We start from the raw sequence: 13972 nt of genomic DNA, 5'->3' as shown, positions 1-13972 counted from the left end.
CGCCTTGTTATCTATAGCGCTGGGCTATTCATTAGGCCAGCGTCCCCACAATATTCAGATCTGCTTCATCAGGTACTTCGTTGTAAGACAACACATGCAGGCCGGATGCAAACAGGCGACCATAGCGAGAAATGAGTGGGCGTAATTGCGGTGTTACCAGCAGCAATGGCGCCATTCCCTGCGCTTTCATATGTTCCTGAATCATTGGCATCGTGTTTTGTAACTGCGTCAGAATATTCGGGTCAACCGGGAAGTTATCCAGTCCAACTTTTCCACTTTGCTGCGCGTGGTTGAGCGCGTTGAGCAGAATGTTTTCCAGTTCATTATCTAACGTATAAGCCTGAAGAGTGCGCTTATCGCCATTGATATTATGGATAATGGCGCGGCGCAGCGCGAAGCGCACATCGGAGGTTAATAGCACTGGATCTTTCGTCAATGCAGCACTTTCAAGCAGCGTAGCGGCAATCGTATTAATATCTTTTAGTGAAATCTGCTCCAACAACAACTGGCGATAAACGCGTAGCAGCAGGCTGTAGTTAAGTTGGGTAATTAAATCCTCTGCCAGTTTTGGCGCCTGCTGGCTCAAACGATGATGCAGGTGAGTGATATCGTCATAGTTAAACAATTCAGGTAAATAATTACGCGCAATTTTATTAACGTGAGTTGCGACGACACTCGCGCAATCCACCACCTGATAACCTAAATTCAACGCTTTCGCTTTTTGCTCGGGTAAAATCCAGGTAATCGCCATTCCATAAGCGGGATCGGTATCCAGCACCCCATCGATTTCTCCGTACAGTTCTGCCCCTGGAATTGCCATTAATTTGTCGGCATGGACTTCTCCGGTCGCAATGCGAATACCGTTGATATGAACGGCGTATTGAGAAGGCTTCAGGCGGAAGTTTTCCCGAATGCGTATTTCAGGCAACAGTACGCCGCATGTTTCAGAAATCACCTGACGCACACCGCGAATTCGTTGAGACAGTGGGCTTCCCCGCGTGGTATCCACCAAAGTCACCAGCTTATATCCCAGATTCAGGCCAATCGGCTCTACCTGTGGAATGCTGTCCCAATCAATAACGGGCGGATTGTCGTGGGAAATAGCCTCATTGATGGCTTCAATTTCTATCACCGGCTGTGGTGCAGCCACTCGCTTGCTCTGTTTCCACGCAGCAAAAATCAGTAGCGCGGTAAAACTCAGGAAGGCGATGTGTGGCATACCCGGCACAATAGCCAGTACGAACATGACAAGTGCAGCTGTATAGAGGATGGAAGGGCGCGCCAGTAACTGCGTATTAATTTCGGTGCTGATGTCGTTACCATCACCAACGCGGGTCACGATAATTGCCGCAGCAGTAGAAAGCAGCAGAGAAGGTATTTGCGCGACCAGGCCATCACCGATGGACAACAAAACATATTGCTGGAAAGAGTGACCCACATCGAGATTATGGGCAAATACACCAATACAGATACCGCCGATAATGTTGATTATCAGGATCATAATCCCGGCAATGGCATCGCCGCGCACAAACTTCGATGCGCCATCCATTGCACCGAAGAAATCCGCTTCACCGGAGACATCCTGACGGCGCAGCCGTGCCTGTTCTTGATTAATCAACCCCGCATTCAGGTCGGCATCAATCGCCATTTGCTTGCCTGGAAGCGCATCAAGCGTAAATCGTGCTGAGACTTCGGAAATACGCTCCGCACCTTTGGTGACCACCACAAAGTTGATGATCATCAGGATCACAAACACCACAAAGCCGACGACAAAATTACCGCCAATAACGACCTGGCCAAAGGCTTCAATGACTTTACCGGCGGCACCTTCGCCCTCGTGGCCATGCAATAACACCACGCGGGTGGATGCGACGTTCAGGGTCAGACGCATTAACGTGGTTATCAGCAAAATGGTCGGGAAAATCGCAAAATCGAGCGGGCGTTTACTGTTAACCGAAACCAGCAACACAATGACGGCCAGCACGATATTGAAGGTAAACAAAATATCGAGGATTAACGGCGACAGCGGCAGCATGATCATTGCCAGCACGCAGAGTATCAGGAGAGGAATCCCCAGATTACTTTGCCGAATCAGGTTGAAGTAACCTGTAAATTTACCGTTTGCCATCTGTTTTCATTACCTCTTTTGGGATATCCATATGCTTGTTCAATTGCGGCTTTATATCGCGGCGTCCATTGCGCCACTCTTTAATTTGCATCACGTAAGTCAGTACATGTGCGATGGCGCGAAATAGCTGGGAAGGAATTTGTTGATTCACGCGCGTGCTGTAGTAAATGGCACGAGCGAGCGGCGGAAACTCAACGATTTCAACCTGGTTCTGAGTGGCGACTTCGCGAATATACAGAGCGATATCGTCCATTCCTTTGGCGAGAATATAGGGAGCTTGTGCTTTATTTGGGTCGTATTTCAACGCGACGGCATAGTGAGTCGGGTTGGTTAAAATCACGTCAGCCGTCGGAACGACTTTGTTAATCTGCCCCTGTGCCATTTGCCGTTGCAACTGGCGGATTCGCCCTTTTACTTGTGGGTTTCCATCATTATTTTTATGTTCATCGCGCACTTCTTGCTTGGTCATGCGCATCTTTTTCATAAACATAAAAATGGATAACGGCACATCAATGAAGGCGAAGATGATAATCACGCCAAGTAACCACCAGAATGACTGACGTAAAATCAGCAAACCTTCCTCAATGCCCTGGCGTAACCATATGCGCTGCAAGCCGAGTAATTCCGGCAAATTATCCTGAATCAAAGACCATAAGACGGCCATTAGCACGCTGCATTTCAGCAGCATTTTCAGAACGTCAACATAGTGGCTTGCAGAAAACATGCGTTTCAGACCACTGATAGGGCTTATTTTTTTGAAGTCAGGAATCAGCTTGTTAGGTGTAAAAATCCATCCGCCGGGGATGAGCGTAGATATCACGCAAACAAATGGAATCGGCACCAGCGTCAGGACGAATTTCAGCAGCAACCAGACATGATGCATCAGGAACTGTTCGAGGGCCGCATCGTCGTTTAGCTTACCTGCCATGGTCGCCACGGAAAAAAAGGAGTCCTGAACCAACTGGCGGTAGAACGGGAAAAAGATCATCAAAGTGATCAGCGATGTGACCAGGCCTGCGGCCATAGTGAGATCTTTTGAACGCGCAATATCCCCTTTTTCACGCGCTTTACGAAGCTTGCCGTGGGTGGCCTTTTCGCTTTTATCTCCCGAGCCTGACATCAGTAAACCCGTATCGAATCAAGTTTGCCCAGTATGTAATTCGTCAGACTGAGATAGTGTTCAGGAATGTTACTGACCATCAATGCAAGGCACAGCAGGCCAAACAGCATGCTGATAGGAAAACCTAACGAAAACAGGTTCAGCGTGGGTGAGATACGGTTCAGTAAACCGAACGAGCCTTGCACCATTAACATCACAAAACCGGTAGGTAGCGCGATTAACACGGCTGACGAAATCAGCCAGCCAAGGCTTTGTACAAAGGTTTGTAGCGAAAGCGAAGTAATTGCCTGTCCCGGTGGCCAATAGGTAAAGCTTTTATAGATGATGGTCACAAGTAGCAGATGTCCGTCCATGGTGAAAAAAAGCAGCACGCTGTAAACAAAAATAATCTGGGATATCACCGTGGTGGAGTTGCCGTTACTGGGGTCATTCATGACTGCCATACCGAGGCCCATATTCATTGAAAGAATATGTCCCGCAGTCTGGAGAGCCACAAAAACCAACTGCAACATGGCACCAAATAGAAAACCCCACAGGATCTGCTCGCCAATCAGCACAATACTGCGCATTGACAGCAATTCTGTTAGCACCACAACTTGATGCAGCATCGGGGAGATGACCGCCGTGAGCGCAATGGCGAGGCCAATTTTGATGCGCCGAGAAATAGAGCGTTGATCAAATACTGGGCTGAAATGGATAAACGACAGTATGCGCACGAACGGCAGAAAAGCAGCCATCAATGGGGCGATCAGTGTCTGGATGTCAAAGCCCATAATGATTTAGCCAACCAACCGTGCAGCCTGGTGGAAAATTTCAATGGTGAAATCAGACAGTTTAATCAGCATCCATTTTCCAGCCACCACCAGAACCAGTAACGTAACGACAAGGCGCGGCAAAAAGCTGAGTGTTTGTTCGTTAATTTGCGTCGTTGCCTGGAAGATACTGACCACCAGGCCGACGAGCAGGCTTGGAACAATTGCGACCACAGAAATAATCAGAACCAGCATGATGGCGCCGGACATAATCTCTCCAGCGGTGTCCATAGTCATCATCCCGAGACCCCTTGTACGCTGGTGGTCAGGGTACTGACAATCAGATTCCAGCCATCGCAAAGCACAAACAGCATCAGCTTAAATGGCAAAGAAACAATCAGCGGTGACAGCATCATCATCCCCATTGCCATCAAAATACTGGCGACAATCAGGTCAATAATCAGGAACGGGATGTAAATCATAAAGCCAATCTGGAACGCCGTTTTCAGCTCACTGAGCACAAAAGCCGGTACCACGATACTCAGATCCATTTCCATCGGATCGCCTTTCTCACCCGCGATAGACATGATTTGCGCCATCGATGTTTTACTGGTTTGCGCCAGCATGTACTTCTTAAGCGGTTGCTCAGCGGTCGTCAGGGCTTGCTTAAGCGAAATAGCATCATTCTGGTAGGGAACAATGGCCTGATCATAAACCGTGGTCCATACCGGGCGCATAACCAGCATGGTCAATGCGAGCGCAATTCCCGTCAGGATTTTATTCGGTGGACTTTGCTGTAAGCCAAGTGCCTGGCGCAAAATAGCCAGCACAATAATGAAGCGCGTGAAGCAGGTCATCATCAGCACCATGATCGGCAAAATGCCGAGCAGGGTCATCAGAATCAGAATCTCAACCTTAACGCTGTAATCCTGGTCGCTGCCGTTGCTGGTGGTGCTGAGTAGGGTAATATCCCCGTTCGCAGCCAGCAAGTGAGGCGAAATAAGCAGCCCGGTTAGCAGCAATAACCCCAGACCACTGCTGCGAAAATTGCGACTCATTGCGTCAGTTTGCCTAAATCGTGGTTGCTAAATTCGATGATACGCAGGCCGTACTTTTCGTTAAGCACCACCACTTCAGCTTTACCGAACTGAATGCCATTCACCTTTAAATCCAGCGGTTCACCTGCCATTTTGTCCAGCTCAATCACGCTGTCGTTGCTAATCGTCATCAGTTCAGCCAAAGAAATGCTTACCGAAGCAACTTCCAGCGTCAGGTTTACCGGAATACGGCTAAACAGGGCCATTTTGCGCAACTGTTCACTACGGCTTTCAGTTGCACTCTTCTCCACAGATTTAGCGGCGGAAATGTCAGCTTCATGCCCGGCAGTTTCCGGCAGGTCTATTTCGTCCAGATTAAAATCAATGGACAGGTCATTTTGATCACTCATACTTCATCTCTGGAGTTTTATCATTAAATTCAGAAAGATATAACCGTCCTCGTTCTTCAGCGACGACTGAGCTAAAAATCTGTTCATTTTCAATAAAAACCGGTAACGGTTCATTCAACGAAACGGGAATGATGTCACCTGGTCCAATATTTAATAGTTGGGCGACGGTGAGATTAATGGATACCAGACGGCCAGTGAGAGTCAGCGGCATATTGTTAAACATATGCTCAATTTGTTCAGAAGAGAGATTTTTAGCTTTTGGCTCGTCGCTCTCGCTATCGACACGTGAAGTGGCCAGAAGCAAATCAACATGATTCGCATCCAGCAAAATAGAAAAGCAATATTCATCATAACCTTCGAGCCAGAACCGAACAGAATAAGGCCATTGATGAATAATAGAGGTGTAATCATTCTTCAGTTCAAGCGTTTCATTTAATACTTCCTTGACCATAGTCAGCTGTAAAAGCTCCTGGCCAAGTTTTATTTTTAACCGGTCTTCAGTTTTTGTTACCGATTGGGTGAGATCTAAAGAGACGGTATTCCCTTCTTTGCTCAGTCCATAATAGGTATGCAAAATACTCAGTAAAAACTTTCGATTAATATCGAAGCCAATACTTCCATAAGGTGTGGAGAATATTTGTGCATTCTTGCAATGATAATCAATATCAAATGTCAGATTGCTCAATAGAGCATTGAGACGGTATTTCTTTAAAAAGAAAATACCTAACCTGGCTTCAATACTGTCAAATTTCGTGCTGATTATTTTGGGTATCTTGTGATAAGCCCTGCCTAGTTTACTGACATCCAGTCGCGTGAGTTCAGGACAATCAGAAGCCTGATAAACACGAATTCTATGCGGTGCATTCTGCATGATGTGTCCATTATCATTCAGTGTGCTTACGTAAGCGCTTCTTTAAGATGCGACTTTATGCTGACGAGAAATAAGTAATCATAATACAGGATGATTACTTTGTTTTGACGTGTTGCAGGTTACGTATGCAGAATTATGTTACAGGCGTAAAGTATGTCTTTTGGTTATGTTTAGTTCAAGTATTGGCGGCTCATTAATGTATTAATTATTTAAGTTTTTGGTTAATTAATCTGCATTAATTTATTGTTAATTGATTGATTTATATGGTTTTAATTGTGTTTTTTGTTAATTGTTCTTTAAAGGGGATTAATGAGAGGACAAGTATAATCACTTAGGTATACTTCTCTTGGGAAAATTCCTATTAGGGTTTGAAACCCAATTTTATTGATAGCCTAAGCATTATTGACCGGGATGGTCAGTTAGTCATTTAGACGCCCATTAATGCGACGAGATACTTGTGGATTTAGATATGGATAGTTTAACTCAGGATAGCATTTCAACCAGCCACGGATTTATTGCTCACGCAGCTGCTAGTGTGAATGCTTTCAATCTGGCCAGGAGAGTAGCCGAATTTAATGTCGCTACTATTATTACGGGTGAAACAGGAACCGGTAAAGAGTGTATTGCACGTACCATCCATCATTATAGTGTGGGTGAGAATGCTCCGTATGTTGCGGTAAACTGTGCAGCAATTCCTGAAACTATGCTTGAATCCATTTTATTTGGTCACGTCAAAGGTGCTTTTACGGGGGCACTTAGTAGCATGCCAGGGAAATTTGAGCTGGCAAATAATGGTGTTTTATTGCTTGATGAAATCGGTGATATGCCATTAAGTTTACAAGCTAAATTATTACGAGTTTTACAGGAGCAGGAAGTTGAGCGCCTGGGAAGCCATAAAAAAATCCCTCTCGATATTCGTGTTATCGCTTCTACCAATAAAGATTTACCTACAGAAATTTCCGAAGGACGCTTTCGCCAGGATTTATATTATCGTCTGGCTGTGGTTCCTATTCATGTTGCCCCTCTGCGTGAAAGACCAGAAGATATCATTCCATTAGCATTGAATTTCATAAAGAAATATCAATCGAAACATCTACAAAATAAAAAGCTCAGTGATGATGCACGTTTTGCATTATTAAAATATTCATGGCCAGGGAATATTCGAGAATTAGAAAATGTTATTCAACGTGGATTGATTCTGAGCAGCAGTGATGTGATTCAGGCGCAGGATTTGTCATTGCCTGTTGCTCACGAAAACGTCAGTGCAAATAGCACATGGGGTAGTGGTATCCAGACTCTGGTCACTCCGATGTGTGATGCGATTCGTGGAGTGAAAGTCCACGGACGACTGGCGGAATATCAGTACATCATTGATTTACTTAAACAACACAACGGTAATAAATCGCGAACAGCGCAGTCACTAGGTATTACTCCGCGTGCATTACGTTATCGCCTGGCAACCATGCGTGGCGACGGTATTTACGCCTGACAGTGCTCAGTACGCTCACGTTCTGATTTGTACGCACTGCCCGTGACCCATCTGGCTGCCTCAATAGCACCGACTGGAACAGGCTCTAAGTTTCACAGGAAGAAATAATAAATGGATAAAATTCAGTTGGTTGCTTTCTCTTCCGCGCAGCATGCAATGCTGCAACGGATGCAGCAAAACATGCTCACTTCTTCACAAGGCATTATTGCCCCAGCGCAGCAAATCGGCGGTGAAATTTCTGCCTCTTCCCTTTCTGGCTCATCCGCGGGCTCGTTCAGCCAAATGATGAATGAAGCCGTGCATCGCGTAGATGCCATGCAGCACAGTGCGGCAGCTAAACAGACCGCCGTGGAAACAGGGATCAGCGATGATTTGACGGGGGCAATGGTGGAAAGTCAGAAAGCCAGTGTCGCGTTTTCGGCGATGGTACAGGTGCGCAACAAGCTCACTTCTGCCCTCGACGAAGTCATGAATATGGCTGTGTAAGGTTTTGATGTGATTGATAAAATAAAACAACGATTCCCTATGACCTTTGAGCATGGGCTAACGGGAAACAAGAAAAATATGTTGCTGGGCGCTGCGGGCCTGGTACTTGCCAGCGCTATCGTCACGTCTTTGTGGATGACCAATCACAATTATGTGGCGCTGTTTGGCTCCCAGGAAAATGTGCCCGTGAAGCAGGTTGTTGATGTTCTGGGTAGCCAGGCCATTGATTACCGTATCGATCCTGCCAGCGGCATCATCATGGTCGACAGCAGTAAATTGCCGAAAGCACGCATGGCGCTGGCGGAACAAGGTGTCACGGCCATTATGCCTGGCGGCTACGAATTAATGGATAAAGACGAATTGCTCGGCAGCAGCCAGTTTATTCAGAATGTCCGTTATAAGCGCAGTATCGAAGGTGAACTGGCGCAAAGCATAATGGGGCTTGATCCTGTGGAAGCCGCCCGAGTACATCTGGGGCTTATGGAGTCCAGTTCGTTTGTACTCACTAACCAACCAGAAAGCAGTGCTTCTGTAATGGTGCGCTTACGGGCAGGGCAGCATCTCAACGACCAGCAGGTGGCATCAATTGTGCAACTGGTGGCTGGCAGCGTTCCTGGTTTGAATGCAGGCCAGGTGCGGGTTGTTGATCAAACCGGCAATCTTCTTTCTGAAGGTATCGAAACAGATAACGGCCAGATGGCGGGTATCACCAAAGTTCGCGACATCAGCCAGCAGATCAAAAGCGAAACCGAAAAGAACATCGCTAACTTGCTAAATTCTATCGTTGGACAGGGGAATTTCCGTACCAGCGTCGTACCGCAAGTGGATTTCAGCGCTGTTGAAGAGACGCAAGAACGTTATGCGGGTGACCCGCGCGTCAGCGACGAAAGCGTTAACCAGGAAAACTCCACCGATGAGTTAGCGATGGGCATTCCTGGTTCGTTGAGTAACCGCGCACCAACGGCGGCTCCGGCCCAACCAGCAGCTACTCCTGCGGCAACCACAACTCCTGGAGCGCCTTCGACCACACCGCAAGCGCTCTCCAGCCGTAGTCAGACTCAGCGTAAATATGCTTATGACCGCGATATACGGCATATCAAGCATCCGCTCTATAAGCTCGAAAAAATGTCTATTGCCGTGGTGTTGAACCAGTCGGCACCGGCACTGGAGAAGTGGACACCGGAACAATTCACCGCTCTGAATAAGTTGATAGAAGATGCCGCTGGTGTGGACAAGCAACGAGGAGATTCACTGACTCTCGATCGCCTGGTCTTTACACCTGCGGATTCTCTGGATATCCCATCAATGAAATGGTGGCAGGACCCGGATATTCGCGATTGGGGGCAGATGGGCGGTATTGGCTTCCTGGCTTTGCTGCTCCTGCTGCTTGGGGTTCGCCCACTGGCACGTCGGTTCACGACAAATTCGCCGCAACAGATTGCCAACTTGCAGGATGAAAACAGCGGTGTGCTGTTGGAAGGCGAAACCTCAAGCGAAGAAGATTCGCTGGTACAGGCTTTGCCTAAGTCCTCCTTCCAGGTTGAGGATAATCTGCCGCCGCAAAGTTCAGGGCTTGAGACGAAAGTGGAATTCTTACAGACGCTGGCGCAGGGTGAAACCGAGCGCGTGGCTGAAGTGTTAAAACAATGGATAAATAGCAATGAGCGAACTAGCGCAGCCGCAACCGCAAGCAAACAAGACTAACCGCACTGCGGCAAGCGCTGCCAATAATGGGCGCAGCCGACTGGAGCAAGCAGCAATTTTGCTGCTCAGCATTGGCGAAGAAGCCGCCGCGACAGTCATGGCTAAATTGAGCCGTGAAGAAGTGGTGCGCGTGAGTGAAACGATGGCGCGTTTGCACGGCATCAAAGTCACCCATGCCCGAAATGCGATGAATAATTTCTTCCAGGATTACCGGGAGCAAAGCGGCATTAATGGCGCTTCCCGTACCTATCTGAAGAATATTCTTGATAAAGCACTGGGCAGCGAGATTTCTCGCAGCGTGATTAATGGCATCTACGGTGATGAAATGCGTTACCGCATGGCGCGGTTGCAATGGGTTGATACTCCGCAGCTTGCAAGCCTTATTGATCAGGAACACTTACAACTTCAGGCCGTTTTCCTCGCATTCTTGCCACCGGATGTGGCGGCTAACGTATTGAGCTGCCTTGAAGAATCGCGCCGTGATGAAATTATCTATCGTATTGCTCGGCTCGATGACATAAACCGTGATGTGATTGACGAGCTGGATCGCATTATCGAACGCGGTGTGGCGGTGTTGTCTGAACACGGTTCAAAACTGGTGGGGATTAAACATGCGGCCGACATCGTCAATCGCATTCCATCTAACCAGCAGGAACTGTTAGAACAACTGCGTATCCGTGACGAGGATGTGGTTAACGAGCTTAAAGATCAGATGTATGAATTCTTTATTCTCAGCCGCCAGACTCCTGCGGTGCTGCAACGCCTGATGGATGAAATCCCGATTGAAGAGTGGGCTGTGGCGCTCAAAGGCACCGAGCCGGTTCTGCGTCAGGCGATTTATAGTGCGATGCCAAAACGTCAGGTTCAACTATTACAAAGTACCGGCACCCGTTTAGGGCCGGTTCCGGCAAGCCGTGTTGAACAGGTACGCAAAGAGATTATGGCGACCGTACGTGAACTGGCAGAAGAAGGCGAGATTCAGGTTCGTCTCTTCTCTGAAGTGACGATGGAGTAACGGATGAGCCAGCAGACGAAATCACGATTTGCCAAACCTCTTGCCCAACCGGCAACTGCAAGGCCAAGAGTGCATAAATTCCCGCCGCTGCATCGCAACCGCCAACTGTTGGATGGCGCGATGGGTGATGCCGGGTTTAATGCACCGTTTCTGGATAACGCCAGCCTACAACAACAGCTTGCGGACGGTTTTCAGGAAGGCATGAAGCAAGGGTTTGAACAGGGTCTGGAAGAGGGGCGTGGGGAAGGTTACCAGGAAGGTGTGCGTCTGGGCTTTGACGAAGGCATGCGTAAAGGTCATGACGAAGGTAAAGCTGCCGGGCACCAACTGTTTATTGATGCATCGCAACCACTCGATGGCGTAACCGAGCAACTTAAGCAGTATCTGGCTGATTATGAAACCCGGCGGCGCAATGAGTTGCTGCAACTGGTGGAAAAAGTCACCCGCCAGGTGATCCGCTGTGAACTGACTTTGCACCCAACGCAACTGCTTACGCTGGTGGAAGAAGCCATCGGCAGTCTTGCGAAAACGCCGGAACAGCTGAAAGTTTGCCTGAATGCGGAAGAGTATCGCCGCATTAGCGAAGCGGAACCTGAACGCTCGAAAGAGTGGGGACTGTGTGCCGATCCGCAAATGCAGCCGGGGGAATGCCGGGTAGTAACCGAAACCACTGAAATGGACATCGGTTGTGAGCATCGCCTGGAACAATGCATGGACGTGCTAAAAGATACCCTCCTGCCGGAGGCGCAGGATGCATAAGATTGATTTCGAACAGGCGCTCAAATCGATCGAGAATATTAACCTCGCCCGTGTAGCGGGGCGCCTTGTTCGAGTCAATGGCATGCTGCTGGAGTGCGTCGGCTGTGTGCTGGCTATTGGTCAGCATTGTCGTATTGAAAGCGTTGATGGCAACATGATGGATGCTCAGGTCGTGGGTTTTGACCGAGAAATCACTCACCTGATGCCGTTTAAGCACCCGGTCGGGCTGATTGCTGGCGCTAAAGTTTACCCAGCCGAAAAAGAAGAATCAGTGATGGTGGGGATGCAATGGCTCGGGCGCGTAGTCAACGGCCTGGGTGAACCTCTGGATCAAAAAGGTAAATTGCAGGGGGAAACCCCGTTACCCCGCCATATCGCGCAAATTCACCCGCTTACCCGCCGCTCGGTTGATGAACCGCTGGATGTGGGCGTTCGCGCTATCAACGGGCTGCTGACCATTGGTAAAGGGCAGCGTGTTGGCCTGATGGCTGGCAGCGGCGTTGGCAAAAGCGTGCTGCTGGGCATGATCACCCGCTATACCCGCGCAGATGTGGTGGTGGTGGGGTTGATCGGCGAGCGTGGCCGCGAAGTTAAAGAGTTTATCGAACATTCGCTAGGTGAAACCGGGCTGGCAAAGTCAGTGATTGTCGCCGCACCGGCGGATGAATCCCCGCTGATGCGCCTGAAAGCAACGGAACTGTGCCACGCCATTGCCACCTACTATCGCGATCGTGGTCTGGATGTTTTGTTGCTGGTCGATTCTCTGACTCGTTATGCGATGGCGCAGCGTGAAATTGCGCTCTCCCTTGGTGAACCTCCTGCAACAAAAGGCTACCCGCCGTCTGCTTTTGGCCTGATCCCAAAACTGGTGGAAAGTGCTGGAAACAGCGAGGGGCAGGGCACGATGACCGCAATCTATACCGTACTGGCTGAAGGTGACGATCAACAAGATCCGATAGTCGACTGCGCTCGTGCGGTCCTGGATGGGCACATTGTGCTTTCAAGGCACCTGGCGGAAGCCGGACACTACCCGGCTATCGACATTTCTCAGTCGATCAGCCGCTGTATGTCGCAGATCGTCACTACCGACCATCAGCGCGCCGCGCGGACTTTAAAGCAACTGTATGGCGAATACATGAATATCAAACCCATGCTGCCGCTTGGGGGCTACGTAGCCGGTAGCGATCCGCTGGTGGATCGTGCGGTGGGGATGGCTCCCGCTATCCACCATTATTTACAACAGGAAGTTGGCTTTGGTGCGACGCTTGAAAATACCATCGAGGACTTACAGTCGTTGGTTCAGCGTTAAACCGACTGATAAAGAGGTAAAGGATGCCAAGAACCATCAGAACGCTTGAACACCTGGTTCAAATGCGTGCCCGGACGGTGAAAGATCTCAGCGGAAAATTATCGTCCCAACAGCAGCTGTGTCAGCGTTATGAAAACAATATACAGGCGTTGAATAACCTGGCGGTTTCGCCAGCGGGTGCAGGAAATACCCATGCCGCCATGATGACAAATCAGGCGCATTATAAGAAAAACATCCAGCGTATTATTAACTGGCAAAAGCAAGAACAGGCGCTTGCGGATATGAAAATGCAGGAGATCCAACAGAATTTACTGCATGAAGCGCGCCGTGAGCGCGGGTATCAACTGGTGCTTGAGCAACGGCAGGACAAGTTTGCCAGTGAAGAAGCGCGTAAAGATCAGAAAACCACCGATGCGATGTCTACTCAGAGCTGGATGCGGCGTATACGCCCTTGATTATCTCAATACAGCCAGTCTGCGGGCTGGCCTGCATTAACCACATTTTCCATAACTTGCTGCTGCATATGCAGCACCATGCCATTGCGTTCATTTAACTGCTGGCAGAGTTGGGCATGGCGTTGAAGATCTTCCCAAAGCGCACTAATTTTCCCTTGATGCTGTTCGGGCAAACGCTGAATGAACTGCCGTAATCCTGCTTTATCGGCGCTAAAACCCAGCGTCTGCAATGACTGCTGGCGAGCCGTTGCGCTATCAGCAAGCAGCTGGTAAATCTGCATCAATTCCTGATTCACACGGTTAAGTTGCTCACTATTGCGCTCAAGCAAAAGTGTGCGTTGCTCTTCCAGTAAATTCTTTAGCGAGATATAGCGCTGTCTGTCCTGCACCATATCCTGCAACAAAGCGGTCATCCGTTGGCCTGTTGTTGTCATGTT

15 protein-coding genes are annotated in these 13972 nt (G+C 48.8%); 7 read left to right on the top strand and 8 right to left on the bottom strand.

Going from position 1 to position 13972, the window contains the following annotated elements; genetic code table 11:
• Positions 1-31: 31 nt before the first annotated feature.
• The 7 genes from IX31_RS08875 to IX31_RS08845 are packed head-to-tail and all read right to left on the bottom strand — an operon-like array spanning position 32 to position 6318.
• On the bottom strand, positions 32-2128 hold the full coding sequence (locus IX31_RS08875) for a flagellar biosynthesis protein FlhA (RefSeq protein WP_034457393.1): 2097 nt from the start codon (positions 2126-2128) through the stop codon (positions 32-34).
• On the bottom strand, positions 2115-3251 hold the full coding sequence (gene flhB, locus IX31_RS08870; protein WP_034457391.1) for a flagellar biosynthesis protein FlhB: 1137 nt from the start codon (positions 3249-3251) through the stop codon (positions 2115-2117). Before flhB ends, IX31_RS08875 begins: the two co-directional genes overlap by 14 nt.
• On the bottom strand, positions 3248-4021 hold the full coding sequence (fliR, locus tag IX31_RS08865) for a flagellar biosynthetic protein FliR (RefSeq protein ID WP_034457389.1): 774 nt from the start codon (positions 4019-4021) through the stop codon (positions 3248-3250). The genes flhB and fliR overlap by 4 nt, the downstream gene beginning before the upstream one ends.
• Before the next feature lie 6 nt (positions 4022-4027).
• Positions 4028-4300: a flagellar biosynthesis protein FliQ gene (gene fliQ / locus IX31_RS08860; RefSeq protein ID WP_034457387.1), complete on the bottom strand. Its 273-nt coding sequence runs from the start codon at positions 4298-4300 to the stop codon at positions 4028-4030.
• Entirely contained in the window at positions 4297-5058 is a 762-nt protein-coding gene (gene fliP / locus IX31_RS08855; protein WP_034457385.1) for a flagellar type III secretion system pore protein FliP, read from the bottom strand. The genes fliQ and fliP overlap by 4 nt, the downstream gene beginning before the upstream one ends.
• Positions 5055-5447: a FliM/FliN family flagellar motor switch protein gene (locus tag IX31_RS08850; RefSeq protein ID WP_034457383.1), complete on the bottom strand. Its 393-nt coding sequence runs from the start codon at positions 5445-5447 to the stop codon at positions 5055-5057. The genes fliP and IX31_RS08850 overlap by 4 nt, the downstream gene beginning before the upstream one ends.
• Positions 5440-6318, bottom strand: a complete 879-nt coding sequence (locus tag IX31_RS08845) for a FliM/FliN family flagellar motor switch protein (protein WP_034457381.1) — start codon at positions 6316-6318, stop codon at positions 5440-5442. Before IX31_RS08845 ends, IX31_RS08850 begins: the two co-directional genes overlap by 8 nt.
• Positions 6319-6787: 469 nt before the next feature.
• Between IX31_RS08845 and IX31_RS08840 the strand changes: the two genes are divergently transcribed.
• The 7 genes from IX31_RS08840 (at position 6788) to fliJ (ending at position 13535) form a co-directional block, all read left to right on the top strand.
• Entirely contained in the window at positions 6788-7807 is a 1020-nt protein-coding gene (locus IX31_RS08840; RefSeq protein ID WP_034457379.1) for a sigma-54 interaction domain-containing protein, read from the top strand.
• 111 nt (positions 7808-7918) lie between these two features.
• A complete protein-coding gene (fliE, locus tag IX31_RS08835; protein ID WP_034457377.1) occupies positions 7919-8293 on the top strand; it encodes a flagellar hook-basal body complex protein FliE in 375 nt (124 codons plus the stop codon).
• Positions 8294-8302: 9 nt separating this feature from the next.
• The gene (fliF, locus tag IX31_RS08830; RefSeq protein ID WP_034457375.1) at positions 8303-9997 is read left to right on the top strand and encodes a flagellar basal-body MS-ring/collar protein FliF; all 1695 of its coding nucleotides are present in this window, start codon (positions 8303-8305) and stop codon (positions 9995-9997) included.
• The gene (locus IX31_RS08825) at positions 9954-11012 is read left to right on the top strand and encodes a flagellar motor switch protein FliG (protein ID WP_034457374.1); all 1059 of its coding nucleotides are present in this window, start codon (positions 9954-9956) and stop codon (positions 11010-11012) included. Before fliF ends, IX31_RS08825 begins: the two co-directional genes overlap by 44 nt.
• Positions 11013-11015: 3 nt before the next feature.
• Positions 11016-11771, top strand: coding sequence for a flagellar assembly protein FliH (gene fliH / locus IX31_RS08820; RefSeq protein ID WP_034457372.1), 756 nt, complete (start codon positions 11016-11018; stop codon positions 11769-11771).
• Positions 11764-13080: a flagellar protein export ATPase FliI gene (fliI, locus tag IX31_RS08815; RefSeq protein ID WP_034457371.1), complete on the top strand. Its 1317-nt coding sequence runs from the start codon at positions 11764-11766 to the stop codon at positions 13078-13080. The genes fliH and fliI overlap by 8 nt, the downstream gene beginning before the upstream one ends.
• Positions 13081-13103: 23 nt before the next feature.
• Positions 13104-13535, top strand: a complete 432-nt coding sequence (gene fliJ / locus IX31_RS08810) for a flagellar export protein FliJ (RefSeq protein WP_034457370.1) — start codon at positions 13104-13106, stop codon at positions 13533-13535.
• Between the two features lie 5 nt (positions 13536-13540).
• Here the strand turns inward: fliJ and flgN are convergent, their stop codons facing one another.
• Positions 13541-13969: a flagellar protein FlgN gene (gene flgN / locus IX31_RS08805; protein ID WP_034457369.1), complete on the bottom strand. Its 429-nt coding sequence runs from the start codon at positions 13967-13969 to the stop codon at positions 13541-13543.
• Positions 13970-13972: the final 3 nt, after the last annotated feature.

It is taken from the genome of Buttiauxella noackiae, assembly GCF_000737905.1.
GTDB lineage: Bacteria > Pseudomonadota > Gammaproteobacteria > Enterobacterales > Enterobacteriaceae > Buttiauxella > Buttiauxella noackiae.
Note: the sequence above shows the minus strand (reverse complement) of the source record. Positions and strands in the feature narration are given on the sequence as shown.